This is a genomic window from Salipiger sp. D13 (assembly GCF_003703915.1).
In the GTDB taxonomy this organism is placed as follows: Bacteria; Pseudomonadota; Alphaproteobacteria; order Rhodobacterales; family Rhodobacteraceae; genus Salipiger; species Salipiger profundus.
Map to the genome: position 1 here is coordinate 132054 of NZ_ML112596.1, position 23430 is coordinate 155483.

23 protein-coding genes are annotated in these 23430 nt (G+C 67.1%); 14 read left to right on the forward strand and 9 right to left on the reverse strand.

The features are described from left to right. Positions 1–16: 16 nt before the first annotated feature. The 11 genes from D6860_RS12220 (at position 17) to lpxB (ending at position 10705) form a co-directional block, all read left to right on the forward strand. Positions 17–742, forward strand: coding sequence for an isoprenyl transferase (locus D6860_RS12220; RefSeq protein WP_076624702.1), 726 nt, complete (start codon positions 17–19; stop codon positions 740–742). Next, entirely contained in the window at positions 739–1530 is a 792-nt protein-coding gene (locus D6860_RS12225) for a phosphatidate cytidylyltransferase (protein ID WP_076624701.1), read from the forward strand. The genes D6860_RS12220 and D6860_RS12225 overlap by 4 nt, the downstream gene beginning before the upstream one ends. Next, positions 1527–2696 (forward strand): 1-deoxy-D-xylulose-5-phosphate reductoisomerase, encoded by a 1170-nt coding sequence (gene dxr / locus D6860_RS12230; protein ID WP_076624700.1) that lies wholly within the window; start codon positions 1527–1529, stop codon positions 2694–2696. Before D6860_RS12225 ends, dxr begins: the two co-directional genes overlap by 4 nt. Positions 2697–2708: 12 nt before the next feature. Next, positions 2709–4052, forward strand: coding sequence for an RIP metalloprotease RseP (rseP, locus tag D6860_RS12235; protein ID WP_076624699.1), 1344 nt, complete (start codon positions 2709–2711; stop codon positions 4050–4052). 146 nt (positions 4053–4198) lie between these two features. Next, positions 4199–4324, forward strand: a complete 126-nt coding sequence (locus D6860_RS25890) for a hypothetical protein (protein WP_017468313.1) — start codon at positions 4199–4201, stop codon at positions 4322–4324. Positions 4325–4496: 172 nt separating this feature from the next. Next, positions 4497–6767, forward strand: coding sequence for an outer membrane protein assembly factor BamA (gene bamA, locus D6860_RS12240; protein ID WP_229743294.1), 2271 nt, complete (start codon positions 4497–4499; stop codon positions 6765–6767). A gap of 1 nt (position 6768) precedes the next feature. Continuing rightward, entirely contained in the window at positions 6769–7419 is a 651-nt protein-coding gene (locus D6860_RS12245) for an OmpH/Skp family outer membrane protein (RefSeq protein ID WP_076624697.1), read from the forward strand. A gap of 79 nt (positions 7420–7498) precedes the next feature. Further along, positions 7499–7960, forward strand: a complete 462-nt coding sequence (gene fabZ, locus D6860_RS12250; protein WP_017467760.1) for a 3-hydroxyacyl-ACP dehydratase FabZ — start codon at positions 7499–7501, stop codon at positions 7958–7960. Next, complete coding sequence (lpxA, locus tag D6860_RS12255; RefSeq protein WP_229743293.1) at positions 7957–8760, forward strand: acyl-ACP--UDP-N-acetylglucosamine O-acyltransferase; 804 nt, start codon at positions 7957–7959, stop codon at positions 8758–8760. Before fabZ ends, lpxA begins: the two co-directional genes overlap by 4 nt. A gap of 5 nt (positions 8761–8765) precedes the next feature. Continuing rightward, a complete protein-coding gene (locus D6860_RS12260; protein ID WP_093411972.1) occupies positions 8766–9548 on the forward strand; it encodes an LpxI family protein in 783 nt (260 codons plus the stop codon). After that, positions 9548–10705, forward strand: a complete 1158-nt coding sequence (lpxB, locus tag D6860_RS12265; RefSeq protein WP_076624696.1) for a lipid-A-disaccharide synthase — start codon at positions 9548–9550, stop codon at positions 10703–10705. The genes D6860_RS12260 and lpxB overlap by 1 nt, the downstream gene beginning before the upstream one ends. A gap of 4 nt (positions 10706–10709) precedes the next feature. On the opposite strand, the gene D6860_RS12270 is transcribed toward lpxB, so the two are convergent. The 6 genes from D6860_RS12270 to D6860_RS12295 all read right to left on the reverse strand — a co-directional run bounded on the left by D6860_RS12270 (position 10710) and on the right by D6860_RS12295 (position 16758). After that, positions 10710–11753 (reverse strand): extracellular catalytic domain type 1 short-chain-length polyhydroxyalkanoate depolymerase, encoded by a 1044-nt coding sequence (locus tag D6860_RS12270; protein ID WP_076624695.1) that lies wholly within the window; start codon positions 11751–11753, stop codon positions 10710–10712. A 155-nt stretch (positions 11754–11908) separates the two neighbouring features. Beyond that, positions 11909–12604 (reverse strand): DUF502 domain-containing protein, encoded by a 696-nt coding sequence (locus D6860_RS12275; protein WP_076624694.1) that lies wholly within the window; start codon positions 12602–12604, stop codon positions 11909–11911. A 79-nt stretch (positions 12605–12683) separates the two neighbouring features. Then, positions 12684–13601 carry a pseudouridine-5'-phosphate glycosidase gene (locus D6860_RS12280; RefSeq protein WP_076624693.1) on the reverse strand — a complete coding sequence of 306 codons (918 nt, stop codon included), beginning with the start codon at positions 13599–13601 and terminating at the stop codon, positions 12684–12686. Then, on the reverse strand, positions 13598–14491 hold the full coding sequence (locus D6860_RS12285) for a PfkB family carbohydrate kinase (RefSeq protein ID WP_076624692.1): 894 nt from the start codon (positions 14489–14491) through the stop codon (positions 13598–13600). The genes D6860_RS12280 and D6860_RS12285 overlap by 4 nt, the downstream gene beginning before the upstream one ends. A 214-nt stretch (positions 14492–14705) precedes the next feature. Next, positions 14706–15887 carry a beta-ketothiolase BktB gene (bktB, locus tag D6860_RS12290; protein WP_076624691.1) on the reverse strand — a complete coding sequence of 394 codons (1182 nt, stop codon included), beginning with the start codon at positions 15885–15887 and terminating at the stop codon, positions 14706–14708. A 127-nt stretch (positions 15888–16014) separates the two neighbouring features. Further along, positions 16015–16758 carry a GntR family transcriptional regulator gene (locus tag D6860_RS12295; protein ID WP_076624690.1) on the reverse strand — a complete coding sequence of 248 codons (744 nt, stop codon included), beginning with the start codon at positions 16756–16758 and terminating at the stop codon, positions 16015–16017. 227 nt (positions 16759–16985) lie between these two features. Between D6860_RS12295 and D6860_RS12300 the strand changes: the two genes are divergently transcribed. Next, positions 16986–18077 (forward strand): 3-hydroxyacyl-CoA dehydrogenase family protein, encoded by a 1092-nt coding sequence (locus D6860_RS12300; protein ID WP_017469200.1) that lies wholly within the window; start codon positions 16986–16988, stop codon positions 18075–18077. Between the two features lie 80 nt (positions 18078–18157). Here D6860_RS12300 and D6860_RS12305 read toward each other — a convergent pair whose 3' ends face one another. Then, on the reverse strand, positions 18158–19594 hold the full coding sequence (locus tag D6860_RS12305; protein WP_076624689.1) for an MmgE/PrpD family protein: 1437 nt from the start codon (positions 19592–19594) through the stop codon (positions 18158–18160). A 184-nt stretch (positions 19595–19778) separates the two neighbouring features. Between D6860_RS12305 and D6860_RS12310 the strand changes: the two genes are divergently transcribed. Then, a complete protein-coding gene (locus tag D6860_RS12310; protein ID WP_076624688.1) occupies positions 19779–21182 on the forward strand; it encodes an MmgE/PrpD family protein in 1404 nt (467 codons plus the stop codon). Positions 21183–21265: 83 nt separating this feature from the next. On the opposite strand, the gene D6860_RS25895 is transcribed toward D6860_RS12310, so the two are convergent. Continuing rightward, entirely contained in the window at positions 21266–21388 is a 123-nt protein-coding gene (locus D6860_RS25895; protein WP_256359819.1) for a hypothetical protein, read from the reverse strand. 129 nt (positions 21389–21517) lie between these two features. Next, a complete protein-coding gene (locus tag D6860_RS12315; RefSeq protein ID WP_083697885.1) occupies positions 21518–21832 on the reverse strand; it encodes a carboxymuconolactone decarboxylase family protein in 315 nt (104 codons plus the stop codon). Positions 21833–22066: 234 nt separating this feature from the next. Between D6860_RS12315 and D6860_RS12320 the strand changes: the two genes are divergently transcribed. Beyond that, the gene (locus D6860_RS12320) at positions 22067–23326 is read left to right on the forward strand and encodes a cytochrome P450 (protein WP_076624686.1); all 1260 of its coding nucleotides are present in this window, start codon (positions 22067–22069) and stop codon (positions 23324–23326) included. Positions 23327–23430 lie beyond the last annotated feature (104 nt).

Here is a 23430-nt window from a genome sequence, read left to right on the forward strand (position 1 = left end):
GGGAGGGGCCAGGCTGATGCCCAAACCGATCCGAGATGGCGCCGGACCGCGTCATGTGGCGATCATCATGGACGGCAACGGCCGCTGGGCACAGCGGCGGGGCCGCCCGCGTCTGTTCGGACACCACGCGGGCGCCAAGCGCGTTCGCGAGATCGTCGAGGCCTGCCCGGATCTCGGCGTGGGCTACGTGACGATCTTTGCCTTTTCCACCGAGAACTGGAAACGCACCCAGTCCGAGGTGGCGGGGCTGATGAGCCTGTTCCGTCGCTACATCACCAAGGAAGCCCGCTCGCTGCACGAGGAGAACGTGCGCGTGCGGTTCATCGGCGACCGGGTCCGGCTCGACAAGAAGCTGGTATCGCTGATGGACGAGCTCGAGCAGATGACCTCGGACTGCACCGGCGTGAACCTGACCATTGCAATCAACTACGGCGGTCGCGACGAAGTGGCCCGGGCCACCAAGCGGCTCGCGCAGGACGTGGCCGACGGCCGGCTCGACCCGGCCTCGGTGAACGAGGAGACCCTGCCGAAGTATCTCGACACCTGCGTGCTGCCGGACCCCGACCTGGTGATCCGCACCAGCGGCGAGGCACGGATCTCGAACTTCCTGCTGTGGCAGTCGGCCTACGCCGAATATGAATTCGTCGACACGCTTTGGCCGGATTTCGGCGCCGAGGAATTCGGGCGTCTCGTGAGTTCCTACGGTGCCCGCGACCGCCGCTACGGAGGCGTAAAAGCATGACGACCACTTCTCGCTGGAACGACCTGCGGCCCCGGATGATCTCGGCGGCGGTGCTCATCGCGCTGAGCCTTGCCACGGTGTGGATCGGCGGCATCGCCTGGCGTGCCTTCATCGCGCTGGCCTGCGGCATCATGGTCTGGGAGCTCGTGCGCATGGTCGACACCGCGCGCGACCGCTCGGCGCATGTGCTGGGAATCGTCGCGGGGGTCTGTTCGCTTGCGGCAATCTACCTGCCGCCATCCTTCGCGCTGCCTCTGCTGCTGCTGCCGTCGATGGCCGGCTTCGGGCGGATGGAGCGGGGCGGGGTGACCTATGCGGTCTTCACCGCGCTCATCCTGCTCGCGGGCTACGGTTTCATGGCCCTGCGCGCCGATTTCGGCCTTGTCTGGATGCTCTGGCTGGTCTGCGTCGTCGCGATCACCGACATCGGTGGCTATTTCGCCGGGCGCATCTTCGGCGGCCCCAAGCTCTGGCCGCGCGTCAGCCCCAAGAAGACATGGTCGGGCGCCATTGCCGGGTGGATCGGCGCGGCGGTGATCGGGCTGATCTTCGCCGGCACCACACACGCCGGGGCCGGGCTCATGGGGGTTTCCATCGCGGTCTCGATGGCAAGCCAGATCGGCGACATGGCGGAAAGCACCATCAAGCGGCGGGCCGGCGTCAAGGACAGCTCGAATCTCGTGCCCGGCCACGGTGGCCTGCTCGACCGGTTCGACGGCATGCTGGGCGCCGCGCTTTTCCTGCTGATCGCCGGTCAGATCGTGAATTTCCCGCCGGGGGTTCAATGAAGCGCGTATCGATTTTCGGGGCCACCGGATCAATCGGACAGAACACCATCGACCTGATCTCGCGCGACCCCGAAAGCTACGACGTGGTCGCCCTGAGTGGTGGCAAGAACGTCTCGCAACTCGCTGATGATGCAAGGAAACTCGGCGCTGATGTGGCGGTGACCTCCGAGCCTGCGCTGCTTCCGGAACTGCGCGAGCGGCTGTCGGGCAGCGGTGTCGAGGCGGCGGCCGGGCCCGAGGCACTTGTCGAGGCGGCACGGCGTCCGGCGGATTGGGTCATGTCGGCCATCGTCGGCGCGGCGGGGTTGCCGCCGGGGCTGGCGGCGCTCGAGCAGGGCGCGACGCTGGCGCTGGCCAACAAGGAAAGCATGGTCTGTGCCGGGCCCTTGGTGATGCAGACCGCCGAGGCCAACGGGGGCCGCGTGCTGCCGGTCGACAGCGAACATTCGGCGGTTTTCCAGGCGCTCATCGGCGAGGATCTCGCGGCGGTCGAGCGGGTCATCATCACCGCGAGCGGCGGCGCCTTCCGGGACTGGCCGCTTGAGAACCTGGCCGAGGCTACGCCCGAGCAGGCGGCGACCCATCCCAACTGGGACATGGGCCAACGGATCACCATCGACAGCGCCTCCATGTTCAACAAGGCGCTCGAAGTCATCGAGACCAAAGAGTTTTTCCAGATCGACCCGGCGCTGATCGAGGTGCTGGTCCATCCGGAATCGATGATCCACGCGCTGGTCGGCTTCCGCGACGGGGCGCTGATGGCGCATGTCGGCCCGCCGGACATGCGCCACGCCATCGGCTTCGCGCTGCACCATCCCGAGCGGCAGGCGCTGCCGGTCGAACGGCTCGATCTCGTGAAGCTCGGCAAGTTCACCTTCCGCGAGGCCTGCGATGCCCGCTGGCCCGCGCTGCGACTGGCGCGCGAGGTGATGCAGACGGGCGGGCTTTCGGGGGCCGTGTTCAACGCGGCCAAGGAACATGCGCTCGACGCCTTCATCGACCGCCGCATCGGGTTTCCCGCCATGGCCGAGGTCGTGGAGCAGACAATTAACCGTGTTTCGGCCGAAAGCGGCCTCATTGCCGCCGGTATCACTCTTGATAACGTGCAGGCGGCGGACCATCTCGCCCGTGTTACCGCGGACGCGATCATCAAGAAACGGCATTGAGAGGCAGAGATCTTGGACATCACGCAGCTGATCCCGCAGTTCGGAGGCCTGCTCTACACGCTGATCTTCTTCGTCATCGCACTGTCGGTGATCGTCGCGATCCATGAATACGGCCACTACATCGTGGGACGCTGGTCGGGGATCGACGCCGATGTCTTCTCGCTGGGCTTCGGGCCGGTGATCTTCTCGCGCTACGACAAGCGCGGCACCAAGTGGCAGATCGCGGCGCTACCCTTCGGCGGCTACGTGAAGTTCAAGGGCGACGCCAACGCCAGCGGCGGCAGCGATGCCGATGCCATGGCCGAGCTCACGCCGGAAGAGCGCCGCCGCACGATGAACGGTGCGCCGCTCTGGGCTCGGGCCGCGACCGTGGCGGCGGGCCCGGTGTTCAACTTCGCGCTGACGATCCTGATCTTCACCGGCATCTACATGGTGCAGGGCAAGGTGGCAGAGCCGTTCACCGTGGGCGAGCTGCGCGCGCTCCCGGTGGCGCAGGAGCTGCAGGAGGGCGACGTCATCCTCGAGATCGACGGCCAGCCGATGCCCGATTTCGCCGACGCCGAGGGCTTCGAAGCCTTCATGCAGGCGCTGCCCGACCAGGCGGTTCTGCCCTATACCGTCGAGCGGAACGGCACGACGCAGGAGGTCGACGGCCCCTATGTCTACCCGCCGCTGGCCACCCAGATCGTGCCGCGGTCGGCCGCGAACGAGGCGGGGCTCGAGCCGGGCGACGTCATCCTGTCGATCAACGGCGAGCGGGCCTATTCCTTCTCGCAACTCAAGGACAAGGTCGAGAACTCCAACGGCGAGGCGCTGGATCTTCTGGTGTGGCGCGACGGCGAGGAGCTCGAGGTCGCGATGACGCCGAAGCGGACCGACGAGCCGCTGCCCGACGGCGGCTACCACGCCGTCTACCGGATCGGGATCGTGGGCGGCCTCGCGTTCGAGCCGGCGACCACGATGGTCGGCCCGGTCGAGGCCTTCAACGGTGGCGTCGAGCGCACCGGCTCGATCATCTCGGGGTCGCTCTCGGGCCTGTGGCACATGGTGGCGGGCAAGATCTCGTCGTGCAACCTGTCGGGGCCCATCGGCATCGCGCAGACCAGCGGCGCCATGGCCAGCCAGGGCGGGCAGAGCTTCATCACATTCATCGCGGTGCTGTCCACGGCGGTGGGGCTTCTGAACCTCTTTCCGGTGCCGGTGCTCGACGGTGGGCATCTCGTGTTCCACGCCTGGGAGGCGGTGACCGGCAAACCGCCGTCGGACAAGGCGCTGAACGTGGCGATGTCGATCGGGCTGATCCTGATCCTGTCGCTGATGACCTTCGCGCTGACGAACGACCTGTTCTGCCCCTGATCGGGGCGCGCAGCCGAGTCCCGGGAACTTTCATGATGCGCGAAGAGGGGTCACCTTCTTCGCGCAAATTCGTCCCAATTCGAACATAATGAGCATCCATAAAGACGCCGGAAACCACCCTTCGGGCAAGAACTGGCGGAAGACGGATGCACACCCTTCAGCACGGATATCGCGGCCTCGGGCTGCTTTTGACGATCAACTGGGATCGGTTGCTTTACGTGGCCGTCATCGTCGGCGCGTTGTATTTCGGCGCCTTTCTCGGATCCCTCTGAGTCAAGCACTATCGGCTTTTGACAAGCCCCCCCAATCCCGATACTCACCTTGAAAAACACGGCGGAGTGGATTGGCGGTATGACCTACGGGCTTTCGGGGGACAGCCCCCGGCGCAGCGCGCACGTTTTCAAGAAAAGCGTTTCAATTGCAGCGATTTCGGTCGCTTTCACCATGGCTTTCACGGCGCTTCCGTCGCCGGTCGTCGCGCAGGCGTTCAGCTTCAACAATGTCTCGATCGAGGGCAACCAGCGCATCGAGCCCGGCACCATCCTGAGCTACGCTGGAATCGCGCGCGGTGCGGCGGTCAGTGCTGCCGAGCTCAACGATGCCTACCAGCGCCTTGCGAACTCGGGACTTTTCGAAACCGTCGAGATCGTGCCGCAGGGCAACACGCTGATCATCCGCGTGGTGGAATACCCGACGATCAACCGCATCGCCTTCGAGGGCAATCGCCGCATCGACGACGAAGAGCTCGCCGGCATCGTCCGCTCGCAGTCGCGCCGGGTCTACAACCCCAGCACCGCCGAGCAGGACGCGCAGTCCATCGCCGATGCCTACACCCAGCAGGGGCGCATCGCCGCCCGGGTGACGCCGAAGCTCATCCGCCGCTCGGAAAACCGCGTGGACCTCGTCTACGAGATCTTCGAGGGCGGCGTGACCGAGGTCGAGCGCATCGGCTTCGTCGGCAACGATGCCTATTCCGACCGGCGCCTGCGCCGCGTTCTGGAAACCAAGCAGGCGGGCCTGCTTCGCGCGATCATCCGCAAGGACACGTTCATCGAGGACCGCATCGCCTTCGACCGACAGCTCCTTCAGGACTTCTACGCCTCGCGCGGTTACGTCGACTTCCGCATCACCGGCGTGAACGCCGAGCTTGCCGAGGAACGTGACGCCTACTTCATTACCTTCAACGTTCAGGAAGGGCAGCAGTTCGACGTCGGCAACATCACGGTCGAGTCCGACCTTGCCGAGGTTGATACCGAGGCGTTCCGCGACGCGATCAAGATGAAGTCGGGCAAGACCTACTCGCCGTCTCTGGTCGAGAACGAGATCGCCCGGCTTGAACGCCTGGCCATCCAGCAGGGGCTGAACTTCGTCCGTGTCGATCCGCGCATCAGCCGCAACGACCGTGACCTGACGCTCGACGTGAACTTCGTGCTGACCCGTGGCCCGCGCATCTTCGTCGAGCGCATCGACATCGAGGGCAACACCACGACGCTCGACCGCGTCGTGCGCCGCCAGTTCGAGACCGCCGAGGGTGACCCGTTCAATCCCCGCGCCATCCGCGAGGCCGCCGAGCGCATCCGCGCGCTGGGATACTTCGCCAACGCCGATGTCGAGGCCCGCGAAGGCAGCACGCCGCAGCAGGTGATCGTCGACGTGAACGTCGAAGAGCAGCCGACCGGCTCCATCGGGTTCGGCGGGTCCTACTCGACCACCAGCGGTTTCGGCGCCTCGATCTCGTTCAGCGAGCAGAACTTCCTCGGGCGCGGGCAGACCCTGTCGCTTGGCGTGAACACTGCAAGCTCCGCGTCGAGCTACAACTTCAACTTCGTCGAGCCGGCGTTCCTGGGACGCGACGTCGCCTTCGGTCTCGCGCTGAACTACAACGAGACCGACAACGAGTATGCCGAGTTCGACACCGCGACCGGTGTCTTCCGCCCGAGCTTCTCGTTCCCGGTCTCCGAAAGCGGCCGCCTGAGCCTGCGCTACACGGCGCGTTTCTCGGACATCCGCAACTCCTCGGACGGCGATACCGGCCAGATCATCCGGGCCGAGGAAGACCTTGGAAGGCGCTTCGACAGCAGCCTCGGCTACACCTACAGCTACGACACCCGCCGCACCGGGCTTGACCCGAACGCGGGCGTGCTGCTCGAGTTCGGACAGGATTTCGGCGGCGTCGGCGGCGACACGAGCTTCATCAAGACCAACCTGCGGGCCGTCGCCCAGACCAAGATCTGGAACGAGGAAGTGACCCTGCGGGCGTCGTTCGAGGCTGGCGCGCTGAACTACACGAGTGGCGAGACCCGCGTCACCGACCGCTTCCTGCTGAGCGACTCGACGCTGCGGGGCTTCGAATACGGCGGCATCGGTCCGCGCGAATACAACTCCGCCGACGACATCGACGACTCGCTGGGCGGCAACTATTTCGCCGTGGCGCGCTTCGAGGCGGAATTCCCGATCGGTCTGCCGGACGAATACGGCGTGACCGGCGGCGTGTTCTACGACATCGGCTCGGTCTGGGGGCTGTCGGACGAGACGCTCGGCCAGACCACGAACGATGTCCTCTACGAAGATTTCTCGGCCCGGCACGTGCTTGGTGTCTCGATCTTCTGGGACTCGGCGCTCGGGCCGCTCCGGCTGAACTTCTCGCGGCCGATCAAGAAAGAGAAACACGACCGCGACCAGAACTTCAGCCTGTCGATCTCGACCGACTTCTGAGATGCGCGTCTGGCTCCGGCCCGTATCCCTGGCGCTCGGCCTTGCACTGGCCGGCGCCGCACCTGCCATCGCGCAGGAAAGCGTTCGGCCGGGCGTCGTGCAGAGCGCGATCCTGACGGTGGAGTTCGACCGGCTGTTCGCCGAAAGCGCCTACGGGCAGCGCGTCTCCGAGATGCTCGACGAGCAGGGTGCCTCCATCGCGGCCGAGAACCGGCGGATCGAAGCGGATCTCACGGCTGAAGAGCGGGATCTGACCGAGAAACGATCGACGCTCGACCCGGTGGAATTTCGTAAACTGGCCGAGGCCTTCGACGAGAAGGTGCAGGCCCTGCGTCGCGAGCAGGACGCCAAGGCGCGGGCGCTCGGCAATCTCTCCGAGGAACACCGGCGCCAGTTTCTTGCGCAGGCCGAGCCGATCCTTGGCGGGCTCATGCGCGAAGCCGGCGCGGCGGTGATTCTCGACAAGCGGTCGGTGTTCCTCTCCGCGGATGTGATCGACATCACCGAGACCGCGATCAGCCGCATCGACGATCAGATCGGCGACGGTGGCGACAACTTCCGGGACGACATCGGCGAGGTCTCGGCCTCTGAGCCGGACCCTTCGGGCGACGGCGCCGTGCCCGCGCCCATCGTGGTTCCGCCCAAGGAATAGGCCCGGCCGCCGCCGCAACTTGTGCCTCGTGTCGCGGGTTGCTAGGGACGGGGCAACAGTTGGACAGGAAAGGCCCAAGATGACCGAGACGCTGCTTTCTGCGGATATCCAGCTTATCCAGCGTATTCTGCCGCACCGCTACCCGTTCCTGCTTGTCGACCGCGTTGTCGACATCGACGGGTGCAACTCCGCGGTGGGTCTCAAGAACGTCACCATGAACGAGCCGCATTTCCAGGGGCATTTCCCCGGGCAGCCGATCATGCCGGGTGTGACCATCGTGGAAGCCATGGCGCAGACCGCCGCGGTGATGGTGGGCACCGCGCTCGAGCTCGCGGACAAGGAGCTCAAGGTCTATTTCATGGCCATCGACAAGTGCAAGTTCCGCCGCATGGTGGTGCCCGGCGACCAGCTGCGCATGGAGCTTACGACCGTGCGTGGCAAGCCCGGCGGCAAGGTCTGGAAATTCTCGGGCCGCGCCACCGTCGAGGGCGAAATGGCCGCCGAGGCCGAGTTCACCGCGATGATGGACCTGCCGGCGTGACCCAGGGCATCCACGAAACTGCGAGCATCCATCCCGGAGCCATCGTCGAAGACGGCGCCCGGATCGGCGAGGGCTGCGTGGTCGGCCCGTTCTGCCACATCGGCCCCGAGGTGGTGCTGGGCGCGCGGGTCGAGCTGAAATCGCATGTCGTCGTCACCGGCAAGACCGAGATCGGCGACGACACGATGGTGTTTTCCTTCGCGGTCATCGGGGAGATCCCGCAGGATCTGAAGTTCAAGGGCGAGCAGACCTCGCTGGTGATCGGCAAGCGTAACCGGATCCGCGAGCATGTCACCATGAACTGCGGCACCGAGGGCGGCGGCGGCGTGACCCGCGTTGGCGACGACGGGCTGTTCATGGCCGGCTGCCACGTGGCGCATGACGCGCGAGTCGGGGATCGGGTGATCTTGGTGAACAACTCGGCACTGGCGGGGCACTGCGTGATCGAGGACGACGTGATCGTCGGCGGTCTGTCGGGCGTGCACCAGTGGGTGCGCATCGGCCGTGGCGCGATCATCGGCGCTGTCACCATGGTGACCAATGACGTGATACCCTATGGCCTCGTGCAGGCGCCGCGCGGCAAGCTCGACGGGCTGAACCTCGTGGGCCTCAAGCGCAAGGGCGTGAGCCGCGCCGACATCACAGCGCTGCGCGCGGCCTTCCAGATGCTTGCGCAGGGTGAGGGCGCCTTTGCCGACCGTGCGAAACGCCTCGGCAACGAGACCCAGAGCGACTACGTCCGCGAGATCGTCGCCTTCATTCTCGGCGACAGCGACCGTCATTTCCTGACGCCGGGCTGACCCGGGTGCTGGCGCTGATCGCAGGGCAGGGCGCCTTGCCCGGCGCGGTGGTCGATGCGCTGGCGCAGCCGCCGCTCGTCTGCGCGCTCGAAGGCTTCGCGCCCGACACGCTGACGCCCGACCTGACCTTTCGCCTCGAGACCCTCGGCACGCTGATCGAGACGCTGCGCGCGCGCGGCGTCGACCGGCTCTGCATGTGCGGCACGATCCGACGCCCCGAGATCGACCCGGGCCGGATCGATGCGGCGACGGTGCCCCTGGTGCCGCGCCTGACGGCGGCGCTCGGCCTTGGCGACGATGGCGCGTTGCGCGCGATCATCGCGGTCTTCGAAGACGCCGGCATCGCGGTCATCGGCGCGCATGAGGCCGCTCCGGAGCTGTTGCCGCCGGCGGGCGTGCTCACTGCGACCGCGCCCGATCCCGAAGTGTCCGATGCCGCCCGTGTCGGCGATGAGGTGAGCGTTTCGCAGGCGCAGGCGGACCTCGGTCAGGCCTGCGTGATCCGCGAAGGCGCCGTGATCGCCCGCGAGGACGACGCCGGCACCGATGCGATGATCGCAGGCCTGCCGCCGGGCCGGGGCGGGATCCTCTACAAGGCCGAGAAGCCCGGACAGGAGCGCCGCGCCGATCTGCCCGCCATCGGGCCGCGCACCGCGCGCGGAATCCTCGAAAAGGGGCTCGACGGCATCGTGTTGTCGGCCGACGGCGTGATGGTGCTGGAGCGCGAGGCCACGGTGGCGGCGCTGGATGCGGCGGGAAAATTCCTCTGGGTGCGGGAGCGCGGCTGATGCATGTCTTCATCACGGCGGGCGAGCCTTCGGGCGACAAGCTGGGCGCAGCGCTCATGCAGGGGCTGCGCGCCCGGGTGCCCGATGTGCAGTTCACCGGGATCGGCGGCGAGCGGATGCTCGACGAGGGGCTCGAGAGCCTGTTTCCGATGGACGAGATCAGCGTCATGGGGATCACCGAGATCCTGCGCCAGTATGGCACGCTCAAGGCCCGCATCCGCGAGACCGCCGAAGCCGTGGTCGCGGCGAAGCCCGACGTGTTGATCACGATCGACCTGCCCGAGTTCAGCCTGCGGGTCGCGAAGCAGGTCAAGGCAGCTTCGGACATCCGCACGGTGCATTACGTGGCGCCCACCGTCTGGGCTTGGCGGCCGGGGCGCGCTGACAAGATGGCCACGCATGTCGACCAGGTGCTGGCGCTGCTGCCGTTCGAGCCTCCCTACATGGAAGCCGCCGGGATGCGCTGCGATTTCGTCGGACACCCGGTGGTGACCGAGCCGCAGGCCGACTCCGCCGACGCAGCCGCGTTTCGCCTGAGGCACGATCTCGGCACCGCGCCGCTGGCGCTGGTCCTGCCGGGCTCGCGGCGTTCCGAGGTCTCGCGTCTTGCGCCGGTTTTCGGCGAAGTGGCAAAGCGGCTTCACGAGGCGCGTCCGGAACTGCGGCTCGTCATCCCGGCGGCGGCGCCGGTGGCCGGAATGGTGCGCGAACTCTGCGGCGGCTGGGAGGTGGCGCCGCTGATCCTCGATCCGCGCGAGCTGGGCCCCGAGATGCAGGCCGAGAAGCGCGCCGCCTTTCGGGCGGCCGACGTGGCGCTGGCCGCGTCAGGCACCGTGTCGCTGGAGCTTGCGGCGGCAGGCACCCCGATGGTCGTGGCCTACGACATGGGCTGGCTGTCGCGGCAGATCATCGGGCAGATGCTGCGGGTGGATACGGTGACACTGGTCAATCTCGTCTCTGACACCCGCGCCGTGCCCGAGTTCATCGGCAAGAATTGCCGTCCCGATCCGATTGCCCGGGCGCTGCTCGGGGTGCTCGACGCACCCGAGGCACAGACAGAGGCAATGGCGCTCACGATGGAGCGCCTCGGGCGCAGCGGCCCGCATCCGGGCGACCGGGCCGCACAGGCGGTGCTCGAGGGGTTGGGCCGGGTCTGAGCCCTCACTCTAGGCCCCAGAACGCTGCGATGCGGCGCACGGCGCAGATCCCGGCGTCAGCGACATAGGCCGCAGCGGCCCCGCATGGCGCGGGCTCTCCGTCGGCATCGACGGGCACGGCGTGATCGAACCCCTCGATGGTCCATGTCTCGATCCGCGCGGCGCCCGAGGCATCGCGGTAGACTGTCCGCTCGGCACCGTCGATGATCTCGGGGCTGGCCGGATCGCGACCAATGCCCTGCACCTCGGTCCATTGCTCGGTGAGTTCGCGAAGGTTGTCCGGGTCGACCACCGTGTCGCCGAGACCCTGCCACAGCGACAGCAGCGGCCAGTGCGAGGGCGCCTGTCCTGCGGCGGTCATCACGTAGCCGGCCCAGTCGTCCGGCGAACGGTCGATGATCTGGAACCGAAAGATCCCGAACGGATCTAAGGGGTTATCGGGCGTGATGCCGCAGGCGTAGGATGCGGCGGTGCCGTCGGGCCAGAACGTCTCGTACCAGTCATACCGCCAGTCGAAGCTGCCCGAGGCACGATTGCAGCCATAGGGCACCCCGGCGATGATGGCAGCCCCGGCGAAACGGTCGGGATGGTTGGCGATGAGCGTTGCGGCCATGCCGCCGCCCGCCGAGAGGCCCAGAACGTAGACGCGCGCGGGATCGACCTGACGGCGCGTCCGCATCGTGTCGATCATCTGCATGATCGACGCTGTCTCTCCAACGCCGGCGCGGTTGTCCTCCGGGTCGTGCCAGCGGAAGCAGAGCGCACCCATGTTATCGTCGTCCTGCTCGGGAAAGAGAAGCGCCACCTGCAGCGCATTGGCCATCGCGGTCAGCCCGGTCTCGGTATCGAAATCCTCGGCCTGCATGTCGCAGCCGTGCAGCGCGACAACGAGCGGGCGGTCGGCCGGCAGGTCGTCGGGGATGTGCTCCCATGCCCGCAGCGCCCCCGGATTGGACCCGAAATCGGTCACCGGCTCGAGTGCGAAAACCGGCTGCGCGAAGAGGAGCAGGGGCGGCAGGCAGAGCGCACGGAAGCAAGGGAAATGCATCGGGCACCTTTTTGCAGCGGAAGGGCTGCTCGATGCTCGCACGGGTTCGCGCGCCGGCAAAGTGGAACGGTGTCACTAGGCGTGCTCAGGGCGCACGGTAGGAAGGAACTGCCTGCGGTGCGGGCGTGGCCCAGCGGCTCGGCACGCCGGCGCGCTCAGGAGGCGCGGCGCACTTCCTCGACCTTGGGTTTGCCGCCCGGACGGTCGGGCGGATAGACCAGCCCGGCCGAGATGACCAGCTTCGCCGCATCCTCGATGCTCATGTCGAGCTCGATGACGTCCTCAGAGGGGAAGAACAGCAGGAAGCCCGAGGTGGGGTTCGGCGTGGTCGGCACGAAGACCGAGATCAGGTCGCCCATGGTCTCGGCCCGGCGGGCGACCTCGCCCTTGGCCTGCGTCGAGATGAAGCCGATCGCCCAGATGTCCTTGCGCGGATATTGCACGAGGCAGGCCTTCTCGAAGCTCCGCTCGGACTGGGCAAACACCGTTTCCGCGATCTGCTTGATGCCCGAGTAGATCGAGCGCACCACCGGTGTCCGCTCGACGAGGCTTTCCCCGAAGCGGATCAGCGACCGCCCGATCAGGCCCTTGGCGACCCAGCCGACGACGATGGTGAAGATCAGGAAGAAGATCACGCCGACGCCGCGCAGGTTGATCCCGATGTATTCCTCGGGATTGAACCGCGCGGGGATGACCGGCAGAACGAAGCCGTCGACCCAGCCGAACAGCGTCCAGATCAGCCAGATGGTCAGACCGACCGGCATGATGACAACCAGGCCGGTCAGGAAGCTTGCCCGGAGGGACGAGAGCAGACCGGGTCTGCGCGGTTTGTCGTCGAAGGGCGTGTTCATCTCTGTCCCGAAGCGCGATCACTGCCAAGAAGGTAGGCATTTGCCTGCCTGTCTACAATGGCGCTGCGGTGCCGCAAACTCAATTCGCGGGCAGGGCGCTGATTTCCTTGGCGATGCGTGCGCCGAGCCGTGCGTTGTTCAGCACGAGCGCGATGTTGGACTCGAGCGACCGACCGTCGGTGAGCTCGAAGATGCGCTGCAGAAGGTAGGGCGTCAGATGCTTGCCGTGGATGCTGTGGGTCTCGGCGTCCTTGGTGGCGCGGGCGATGATCGGTGCGAGCTCGTCTCGCGGGATCTCGGCCTCTTCCGGGATCGGGTTGGTCACGAGCTGCCCACCCGGCAGGTCGAGCGCGGCGCGCATCGCCTGCGCCTCGGCGATGGCTTTGGGCGTGTCCATGCGCAGCGGTGCACGCAGCCCGGCCTCGCGCGACCAGAACGCCGGAAGCTGGTCCTGCCCGTAGGCGATGACCGGGACGCCGAGCGTCTCCAGCACTTCGAGGGTCTTGGGCAGGTCGAGGATCGCCTTTGCGCCGGCGCAGACGACGGTGACCGCGGTCTGTGCGAGCTCTTGCAGGTCTGCCGAGATGTCGAAGCTGCTCTCGGCACCGCGGTGCACACCGCCGATACCGCCGGTCGCGAAGGTTGCGATGCCCGCGCGGGCGGCACCGATCATCGTCGCGGCGACGGTGGTCGCGCCCGTGCCGCCCTGCGCCATGCAGACGGCAAGGTCGGCGCGGCTGAGCTTGGCGACACCGCGCGCCTGCGCCAGCGCTTCGAGTTGCGCATCTTCGAGACCCACGCAGAGCGCGCCGTCGATCACCGCGATGGTCGCCGGCACGGCCCCCTCGGCGCGGATCGTGTCCTCGACCTTGCGCGCCATCTCGAGGTTCTGCGGCCACGGCATCCCGTGGGTGATGATCGTCGACTCGAGTGCAACGACGGGAGCACCCGTCTCGAGCGCTTCGGCGACGGCGGGGGAAAGCTTGAGAAGGCTCATGTGGCGATGTCTCCGGAGACGTAGGCGGCGGCGGCGGCGAGCGCGCTGTCGAGCGCTTCGGCCCGGCCGGCACCGGCGCGTTCGGCCACGATATGCGCGGCCATGAAGGTGTCGCCGGCGCCGGTGACACGGGTCACCAGCACCTCCGGCGGGCGTTCGGCGACCAGCCCGTCGGGGCTGGCATCGCAGGCGGTGGCGCCGCCATCGGTGACGACGGCGCGCGCGGCGCCGCGTTCGATCAGCCGTGCGGCGGCCTCGGGGGCGGAGTCGAAGCTGTCCTGGCAGAGAATGCCGGCTTCCTCGAGGTTGACGTAGAGCACGCCGCGCCGTGCACGCAGGAAGGGCAGAAGCCGCTCGGCCTTGCCGGGGCTCGCGGGGGCGATCCGCAGGTCTGCCGCAGCGAGACCCGGGTCCCGCGCGATCTCGTCGAGCAGGCTTTCGGTGAGGTTGCCGTCAAGGGCGACCGAGCCTGCATATGGTGCCGTGGACGAGCCGAGCGTGCCGTCCCGCAACGGCGCGAGGATCCGCGCCCCGGCCTGTTCGAGCGAATGCGCATCGGCGATGGCGGCGATCAGCCCGTTGGCGCCCTCGACGGCCATGTAGTTGTCGGTGGGCAGATCCTCGGACCGATAGATGTAGGACGTTGTGCATCCCAAGGCCTCGCAGGCCTCGACCAGTTCGTCGCCTTCGCGGTCGCGACCGACGGCGCTCAGCAGCGCGGGGCGCAGACCGAAGCGCGCAAAGGTCATCGCAACGTTGAGCGCCACGCCGCCGGGCAGGCGCGTGATGCGGCCCGGCACGTCGGAGCCCTGGCGCATGTGGCTGGCCGAGCGCCCGATGACGTCCCAGAGCACGGAGCCGATGCAGAGAATGTCTGGCGTCTTGTCCATGGCCGCCTTTTGGCCGAGCCGGCGGCTCGCGACAAGAGGTGGCGTGCACTCCCCGGTGCGCTTTCTGACCCGCGTTCGGATCTGCTTCGGCCACAAGAGCCGGAAGCGCGGCGGCGTGACCGGGGCCGATGGGCCGGGCCTGCTGCCCGCGAAGCCCCGGGCACAGCGCGTGCGCCCGGGGCTCTGAGGAAATATGAGTGGTCGGGCCGAGCCGTCAGCGGCGCAGGTTCTCCACGATGACCGCAATGCCCTGACCGCCACCGATGCACATCGTGGCAAGACCGTAGCGCCCGCCGGTGCGCTCCAGCTCGTAGAGCAGCTTGGTCAGGATGATCGCACCAGACGCCCCGATGGGATGGCCGAGCGCGATTGCGCCGCCGTTGGGGTTCACCTTTGCCGGATCGAGCCCAAGCTGCTTGCTGACTGCGCAGGCCTGCGCGGCAAACGCCTCGTTGCTCTCGATCACGTCGAGGTCGGAGACCGTGAGACCGGCGCGGGACAGCGCCTGCTGCGTTGCGGGCACCGGGCCCAGCCCCATGACTTCGGGCGCTACCCCGCCGAGACCGGTCGCAACGATCCGCGCAAGGGGTTTCGCATCCCCGGCGAGATCGGCGCGCGCAAGCACCAGTGCGGCGGCGCCGTCATTGATGCCGCTGGCGTTGCCGGCGGTCACGCTGCCATCCTTGCGGAAGGCGGCGCGGAGCGTGGCGAGCCCCTCGGCACTGGCGTCGGAGCGGACCATCTCGTCCCGGGCGAAGGTGTCTGTCTTGCGGCCCTTGCGCACTTCGACCGGCAGGATCTGGCTGTCGAAATAGCCCTCGGCCTGCGCGTGGGCGGCGCGGCGGTGGGATTCGGCGGCCGTCGCGTCCTGCTGCTCGCGGGTGATCCCGTCGCGCTCGGCGACGTTCTCGGCGGTGATGCCCATGTGGCCATTGCCGAAGGGGTCGGTCAGTGCGCCGATCATCATGTCGGTCGCCGAGACATCGCCCATCTTCTGCCCGAAGCGCGCGGAGGACAGCAGGTGCCCGGCGCGGCTCATGCTTTCGGCGCCGCCGGCGAGTGCCGCTTCGCAATGCCCCAGGGAAATCTGTTCGAATGCCGTGACCACGGCCTGAAGCCCGCTGCCGCAGAGCCGGTTCAATGTCAGCGAGGGGCTGGTCTCCGGCACGCCCGCGCCGATCGCGGTCACGCGCGAGAGGTACATGTCGCGCGGCTCTGTGTGGATCACGTTGCCCATCACCGTCTGGCCGATCTGCGCCGCGTCGACGCCCGAACGGGCGATGGCTTCCTTCGCGACGCTCACCCCGAGGTCGCAGGGAGCGATGCCGGAGAGCGAGCCTCCGAAGGTGCCGATCGCGGTGCGCACCGCGCTCAGGATCACGATGTCGTTGGTCATGGTCTTTCCTCCATCCACACGCGGGAACTGCCCGCCTCGTCCCGGGCCGAGCATTCCGCTGAACGGCGCGTCAGTGCAAGGGGTGGCGGCGGGACAGGCTATGAGGGAAGAAGGCTGCGCCTCTGGGTCAGTCGTGCAGCAGCGAGGTGATGTCGCGGGTCAGGGCGAAGTCGCGGGCGCAATAGGTGTATTCGCCATGCAGAAGGACGGACCCGTCCTCGTCGAGAAGCACGCGGCTGATCCGGGCGACGGGCGCGCCGAGGGCACATTGCAGCTGCATCGCCTCGGTCTCGGTCGGCATCGAGACCCGGATCAGCTCGGATCCGGTCGTCTGGCGGGGCCGCGCCGCGTCGCGCACGAGGCGGATGATCTTCGACACCGTCTCGCCGCCCGGGGGAAACCTGCGGTAGAGATCCAGTCTCACGTAGTTCTCGGAGCAGGCATAGGGCATGCCCTTGTAGAGATCGCGTTTGCGGATGCGGACGTAGGGCCCGGCATCGGTGCCCTCGGCCAGTCGGCGCAGGGGGAGATGATCGAATTCCTCGTAGTCGAGCACGTCGACCGAGTACGTGGCCGGCGACTCGTCCAGCGAGCCGGTCGAGGAGAAGATCGGCCGGTGCGAGATGTCGGGCGGCTCCCAGATGACCTGGGTGCGCTTGCCGCGCTGGCTCGACAGCAGGCCCTCCTGGCAAAGGAGCTGAACCGCCTGTCTTGCGGTGACGCGTGCGACCTCGAACTCCCGGGTCAGCTCGTCGAGCGTGGGGATCGGCGAGCCCGCGGGCCAGGTGCCGGTGTAGACCCGGTCCCTGAGGATGGTGGCGAGCTGGGCGTAAAGCGTGACCGAGCCCTGTTTCAGGTTATGCGTCGTCATGCCGAATTCCGGTCCGCCTGCGGCTGCACAATGGAAAAGTCGTAGCATTGAACTGCATCCGCCTCCTAGACCCAACTTTGGTCTTGGTCGCAACAGAACTTCCCTATCAGGGTCATAGCCGTAGCCCGGTCGAAAGGATGCCGGGGATGTCCTCTAGACGGTATTCGCATCATACTTTGCGCGACACGCGCGTGTGAGTGCGCGACCGCAACAGGAAGGGAGACGTGATGACACGGACCGTGGCCATCATCGGAGCAGGCACCATGGGCGGCGGCATCGCCATCGCCGCGCTGACGGGCGGAGCGCATGTTGTTTTGATCGACACCACAGGCGCTGCCCTCGAGGCCGCCGGGGCGCGCATCGACAAGGCATTTGCCCGCGCGGTCGAGAAGGGGCGCGCGACTTCGGAAGAGGCGCAAAACCGCCGCGCGGCGCTGACGGTGTCGACCGACCTCGCGGCGGTTTCGTCAGCGGAGCTCGTGATCGAGGCGGTCTTCGAGGATCTTTCGGTCAAGACCGACCTGCTCACCCGGCTTGCACCGCATGTGGGCGCGGGCTCGGTCGTGGCCACCAACACCAGCGCCCTGCGGGTCAGCGATCTCGCGGGCTGCCTGCCGCATCCACAGCGCTTCCTCGGGCTGCATTTCTTCAGCCCCGCCGACATCAACCCGCTGGTCGAGGTGGTGCGTGGTGAGGCAACCTCGGACGAGGCCCTCGCGCTGGCGCAGGAGTATGTCGGGGCGATGGGCAAGACGGCGCTGACCTGCCGCGACGCCAACGGGTTCGCCGTGAACCGCTTCTTCTGTCCTTATACCAACGAGGCCTGCAGGATCGCCGACGAGGGGCTTGCGACCACCGGGCAGATCGACCTCGTGGCCCGGCAGGTCTTCGACCTTGCCATCGGGCCCTTCGCGGTGATGAACATCATCAAGCCGCGCATCAACCTCAACGCGGTGCGCAACCTCAGCGCTCTGGGGCCGAGTTACGCACCGGCAGAGGGGCTCGTCGCCACCGGAGAGGCTGGCGAGTCGTGGCAGATCGAGGAGACGCCGGAGGCGCTGCCCGAGCCGGTGGCCGCCACGATCGGCGCGCGGCTGCGGGCGGCCACCTGGTTGCCGGTGCTCGAGGAACTGGCCGAGGACGTCGCCTCGCCCGATGCCATAGACACCGGCGCAAGCCTCGCGCTGCGGTTCGGCCAGCCGCCGGTCGCCCTCATGCGGGCCAAGGGCGCCGACAGCGTTCGCAAGGAAGTGGAAGCGTATTGCGCGCGGTTCGACACGCCGTTTCCGGAGGCTGGACTGGCAAGGGTCTTTGCCTGAGGGCCCGTCGCTTCACCCGGAAAGCAGGAAAGGCGCCCCGCAGGGCGCCTTTCTTCGTTGGTCGTCGGTGTGGCATGGCTTCAGGAAGCCATGCGCACCTTTGAATCCTTGGCGAAGAGCGCCATGACCTTGCCCATGTCCGGCGCGCGCTCGAGGTTGAGGAACATGTCCACCACGTCGTCGGTGGCCGCCGCCGACAGCACGCCGTCTGCGTTGTGGCGGAACTTCGCGACCAGCTCCTCGGTGCTGTAGTAGCTCGACGGGTCGGGAGACGGGCTGCCCTTGGGATAGCGGGTCTCGCCGGTGAAAACCTGGCCGCGCGCCGAGATCTCGACCTTTGCGGGGCGCGAGGCACCGTTTTCCTTCAGGAACGGAATGTAGTCGGGGTGCGGCTCATGCGTAACCTTGTCCATCATGGCAAGCACCTTGGGATCGAACACGAGGTCCGGATCCTGCCACGCCCGGCCCGGGCGCACCCGCTGCGCGGCAAGTGCGATGCCATGGGCGATGCTGAACTGGCCGTCGGTGGGGAACTCGACGGTGTTGTTCTCCCAGATCGGCAGCCGCACGAAAGCTTCGCCGAAGACCGAGATGTGCTCGATCTCCTCGGGCTTGATGTCGTGCTGTTCCAGAACGTCGAGCATGACATCGAAGACGCTGTGCAGCACGCGGCAGTGCGGGTAGGGCTTGTAGCTGTTCTCGTGGATGTAGCGCCATGTCTCGCCCAGCCCGGCGGTGATGACCTCGGGCTCCCAGCGCTTCGTGCCGATCATGCCGGGGAAGCCGTAGACCGCATCGTCGAGCACCTGGATGTCGCCGCGGTGGCCGAGCTCTCCCATGGCGGCGGCGGTCAGCGCAGCCTGTGCCATCACCCCGGCCACGGTATACTTGATCGTGGTGGGCGGCGCATGACGCACCCAGGCCATGTGCGAGTTGATCGGCGAGATGCAGCCCGCGACGCCGAGCCCGTGGGCGATACGCGACGCCTCGAGCCCCTGGACCCGCATGATCGCCGCGGTGCCGCCGAAGATGGTCGAGGCATAGCCATAGACCTGCGGCGTGTTCATCGCGTCGTCCTTGATGTCGCGGAGGTAGTCCATCGCCTTGCCGATGCGGTTCGACATCTCGTGCGCGACCGCCATCGAGGCAACGAAATCGGCGCCGCTGGTGCCGGCCTTCTCGGCCATGGCGAGCGCGCCGGGGATCACGTAGGGCGACACGTGGCCCGGCGGCAGGATGGCGTCGAAATCGAGCGCGTTGATGAGCTCGCCATTGGCGAAGGCCGCGCCGTAGACAGAGCCGCGCCCGCCGGTGCCCAGGATGGTCGCTTCGTCGCCGCTGCCCATCCGGGCACCGATCTCGAGGCCGATGGTGCCCTTCTGCTCGTCGGTCGCGGCAAGGGCGCAGCCGATCGAGTCCAGCACGACCCGCTTGGTCTCGTTGGCGACCTCCGGGGGAAGATCCTCGTAGCGGCTGCCGGCCGTGAATTCGGCAAGCTGTTCGACGATGGTGCTCATGTCAGTGTCCTCCTCGGGTTTGGCGCCGTGTATACCATGCCAGACGGGGCAGGGGGCATGAAGCCTTCGCCTATGCCCGCCTTCGGAAAGGACTGCACGCCAGTCGCAACCGGCGGACGGATCGTGGAATATGCGCGGGCGTGCTGGCAGGGTGCCCGCGCCCAGGAACCCGGGAGGATCGGCAATGGACGGAGAGACGCGTATCGAAACGCTTACCCTTGAGCAGGCGGTGGCGAGATTCGTGGTGAATTTCAGCTTCGAGGACATCGATCCGGCGACGATGGACGCGCTGAAGATGCTGACCAAGGACCAGTTCGCGATCCAGATCGGGGCGTCGCAACTGCCGTGGTCGAAGAAGACCCGCGACTTCCGCAACCCCCGTCCGGGCAAGGCGACCATCGTCGGCGATCCGGGCATGAAGGCGGCGGCGGTGGATGCCGCCTACCTGAACGCCACGTACGGTCACGGTTTCGAATACGACGACTTCTTCGGCAACGCCCATCCGGGTTGTGCCGTGGTGCCCGCAGCATTCGCGATGGCCGAGGAGGCCGGCGCCGACCTCGAGACCGTGATGACCGCACTGGTCGTCGGCTACGAGACCTACGTCCGGATCGGCAAGTGGGGCTCGCCGGCGGTCCTGAACGAGGGCTGGCAGCCGCATGCGATCTGGGGCGGCTTCGGCATCGCGGCGCTGGCCTCGAAGATCTACGGCCTCGACGAGGAGCAGACCTTCCACGCGCTGGCCATCGCGCTGAGCCACGCCAGCGGGCCGACGGAATACGCCTCGTCCGGCGGGTCGATCAAGCGTGCCCATGCGGGGATCTGCGTGCGAAACGGTATCGAGTCCGCCGAGCTTGCCCGCGCCGGGATCACCGGCCCGCGCAACTTCCTCACCGGAAACCGAGGCCTTTACCGGATGTTCTGCGACAAGACCGTAGGCGAGGAGGCCATCGCCGATTTCCTGCCCGAGACGCCGAACTTCATGCCGGGCCTGAGCTACAAGGCCTACTGCTGCTGCGCCTGCACCTTCTCGTATATCGAGGCGATGGCACACGTGCAGGACCGCGCCGACGATATCGAGCGCATCGACGCCCGCGTGCAGACCATGGTCAACAGCATCGTCGGCACCCGCAACGTCAACATCTACACCCCCCGCAACATCGAGGAGGTGCAGTATTCGCTACCCGCGCAGATGGCGCTTTCGGTGCTTGGCATGGGCAACGGCTTCACGGCGCACAAGGCCATTCTCGATGGGGAGATCGACCTCGGCGAGGGCTCAGAGGTGCGCCGGATGATCGACCGGGTGAAGATCGAGATCGGACCGGACCTCGACAAGAAATACCCCTATTTCGTCGCAGACGTGACGGTTCACTTCAAGGATGGCAGCAGCCGGCACATCTTCGAGGAACAGTCCAAGGGCTCGCCCAAGAAGCCCTTCACTCCCGAGGAACACATGAAGAAGCTCGACGACCTGACCACGGCCTTCATCGGCAAGGAGCAGGCGATGCGGCTCTGGGCCCTGGTGGACGAGATGAAGCCGGACCGCCCGGCCTCGGAGGTGATGGCGCTGGTTCTGCCGGGCGCCTGACGGTTGAAAAAAAGAAACGCCCCGTCGGAAGATCCGATGGGGCGCTTTCATGTCCGGGCGGAGGTGTGCCCCCGCGGCCGGTCTCAGTGGTGGACGGGGTGACCGTGCGAGCCGAAGCTGAAGATCTTCGCAAAGAACGCGCGGATCATCTGGGCGCGGTCGAGCTGGGCGTCGGCAATGATTTTCGAGGTGGTGCGGGTTTCCATATCTGGTCTCCTGAATCGTGCATTATGTTCCGTGTTGCACTGAAGATAGGAAACCATCGGGGCTCGGACCAGCCATGATGCTGCAATGCGGCATTGCACTTGGCTCATGGCTGGGCCGACGGGCGCGGATCAGTCCCTGGCGGCGCTCTCTTCAAAGATCGGCGCCCCGGCTCTTGCCGCGTTCACGCCGCACGGCCAGCCCGCGTAGAACGCCACCTGAACCACCAGGCCGCGCAACTCGTCCGCCGTCACGCCGTTCTCGACGGCATGCTTCATGTGGTGCTCGAGCTCGGCATTCTTGCCGAGTGCCGCGAGTACCGCACAGGTCACGAGGCTGCGGTCGCGCTTGCCGAGCTCCGGCTGGTTCCAGACATCCCCGTAGAGCACGTCGTCACGCAGACGGCCGAACTCCGGGACAAGATCATAGGGTGAAGGCTGGCTCATGCCGCGGCTCCTTGTCATTTTGTCTGCCGGCATCCTCGCATCGGGGCGGGCGCCGCGACAGACGCCTGTGAGCCGGCTCAGGATATGGCTCGACCAGCCTTTGCCTATGGCCGTGCCGGGCAGCGTTTCGCGGCCGTCCGGGCTGGACTAGCCTTTCCCTGCCGCGGCGACGGAGGAGTCGCCAGCAAGACAGGAAGCCGTCGCGCGATGCGCGACCCCGAGAGGAGGATAGCCATGCAACCCGTGATGGATCCGGCGGTGCCGGACTTCGTGAACAAGCTTCAGCGCATCGACACCTACGACGAGATCGAGGAGATCATGAAGTCGCAGGACTTCGTCATGGCCGGGGCGGATGAGCGGTTCATCTTCCTCGAGGACACGCTCATCATGGCCGAGGGCGAGCAGCACTCCGAGCTGACACGCCTTTTCGCACCGCTGATGTCGCGGCAGGCCGTCGCCTACTACGAGCTCAAACTGGTGGAGCCGGCGATCGAGGCGTCGATCAACGACATGCGTTCGAAGCGTGGCGAGGACGGCAAGGTCCGCACCGACGTGGTCCCGCTGATCCACGCGGCGCTGGTGCGCATCGCCTCCAAGGTGACGGGCGTCGACGGGGTAGACAGCCTCGAAGATACCGAGCGTTTCCGTGACATGGTGCTCGCGGTGAGCGCCGCCACCACGGCGAGCTATTCCTCGGCCAGCGATCCGGGCCGGATCATCCAGAAGGGCAAGGACGCGCTGCAGGCCCTCGTCGACGAGTGGATGCAGGCCTCGCTCGACCGGCGGATCGAGCTCGCGGCGAAGCACAAGGCCGGCGAGATTCCGGCCGAGGAGCTGCCGCGAGACGTGCTGATGTCGCTGTGCCTGGCCGAGGACCTGTCGCGTCCCGACGACGGCACCCGCATCCCCTATGTGTGGCGCCAGTGCGCGCAGTTCCTGACCGGCTCGATCAAGACCACAAGCCACATGCTTCCGCACGCCTTCATCCACATCGACGAGTGGATCAAGGAGCACCCGGAGGACCGCCCGAACCTCACCGACCCCGAGTGGCTGCACAAGGCCGCGGCGGAGAGCTTCCGCCTGCACCAGACCACCCCGGCACGGTTCCGCAAGGCGGTGAAGGACCTCGAGCTGAGCACCGGGCGGAAGGTCGATGCCGGCGAGATGGTGGCGATCCACGCGCCTGTCGCAAACGTCGAGGCCTTCGGCGACGACGGGCGCTACTTCAACCCCTACCGGGAGGTGCCCAAGGGCAAGAAGGCGTGGGGCATGACCTTCGGCATCGGCAAGCACTCGTGCATCGGCCAGAACCTCGTGACCGGCATCATGAACAAGGGCGACGCCAAGCACGGCACCCACGGCACCGCCGTGCGTCTTCTCAAGGCCATGTACGAACTCGGAGCCGAGCTCGACCCCGACAACCCGCCGCAGCGTCCGCATGACAACCTGCACGACACCTGGGAGAGCGTGCCCGTCATCCTGCACAAGGCCTGACGCGCATCCGCACCGGGGCGCCAGCCGCCCCGGTTCTTCCCGGCCCGGGGCAGCGGAACCTCGCGCCATTCCGACCAAGCAAAAGGCCCGCCGGTGTCCGGCGG

Coding starts and splice junctions, on each gene's coding strand:
- D6860_RS12220 (WP_076624702.1), top strand. CDS start 17: ATGCCCAAACCGATCCGAGATGGCGCCGGACCGCGTCATGTGGCGATC.
- D6860_RS12225 (WP_076624701.1), top strand. CDS start 739: ATGACGACCACTTCTCGCTGGAACGACCTGCGGCCCCGGATGATCTCG.
- dxr (WP_076624700.1), top strand. CDS start 1,527: ATGAAGCGCGTATCGATTTTCGGGGCCACCGGATCAATCGGACAGAAC.
- D6860_RS25890 (WP_017468313.1), top strand. CDS start 4,199: ATGCACACCCTTCAGCACGGATATCGCGGCCTCGGGCTGCTTTTGACG.
- bamA (WP_229743294.1), top strand. CDS start 4,497: ATGGCTTTCACGGCGCTTCCGTCGCCGGTCGTCGCGCAGGCGTTCAGC.
- D6860_RS12245 (WP_076624697.1), top strand. CDS start 6,769: ATGCGCGTCTGGCTCCGGCCCGTATCCCTGGCGCTCGGCCTTGCACTG.
- fabZ (WP_017467760.1), top strand. CDS start 7,499: ATGACCGAGACGCTGCTTTCTGCGGATATCCAGCTTATCCAGCGTATT.
- lpxB (WP_076624696.1), top strand. CDS start 9,548: ATGCATGTCTTCATCACGGCGGGCGAGCCTTCGGGCGACAAGCTGGGC.
- D6860_RS12270 (WP_076624695.1), bottom strand. CDS start 11,753: ATGCATTTCCCTTGCTTCCGTGCGCTCTGCCTGCCGCCCCTGCTCCTC.
- D6860_RS12275 (WP_076624694.1), bottom strand. CDS start 12,604: ATGAACACGCCCTTCGACGACAAACCGCGCAGACCCGGTCTGCTCTCG.
- D6860_RS12280 (WP_076624693.1), bottom strand. CDS start 13,601: ATGAGCCTTCTCAAGCTTTCCCCCGCCGTCGCCGAAGCGCTCGAGACG.
- D6860_RS12285 (WP_076624692.1), bottom strand. CDS start 14,491: ATGGACAAGACGCCAGACATTCTCTGCATCGGCTCCGTGCTCTGGGAC.
- bktB (WP_076624691.1), bottom strand. CDS start 15,887: ATGACCAACGACATCGTGATCCTGAGCGCGGTGCGCACCGCGATCGGC.
- D6860_RS12295 (WP_076624690.1), bottom strand. CDS start 16,758: ATGACGACGCATAACCTGAAACAGGGCTCGGTCACGCTTTACGCCCAG.
- D6860_RS12300 (WP_017469200.1), top strand. CDS start 16,986: ATGACACGGACCGTGGCCATCATCGGAGCAGGCACCATGGGCGGCGGC.
- D6860_RS12305 (WP_076624689.1), bottom strand. CDS start 19,594: ATGAGCACCATCGTCGAACAGCTTGCCGAATTCACGGCCGGCAGCCGC.
- D6860_RS12310 (WP_076624688.1), top strand. CDS start 19,779: ATGGACGGAGAGACGCGTATCGAAACGCTTACCCTTGAGCAGGCGGTG.
- D6860_RS25895 (WP_256359819.1), bottom strand. CDS start 21,388: ATGGAAACCCGCACCACCTCGAAAATCATTGCCGACGCCCAGCTCGAC.
- D6860_RS12315 (WP_083697885.1), bottom strand. CDS start 21,832: ATGAGCCAGCCTTCACCCTATGATCTTGTCCCGGAGTTCGGCCGTCTG.
- D6860_RS12320 (WP_076624686.1), top strand. CDS start 22,067: ATGCAACCCGTGATGGATCCGGCGGTGCCGGACTTCGTGAACAAGCTT.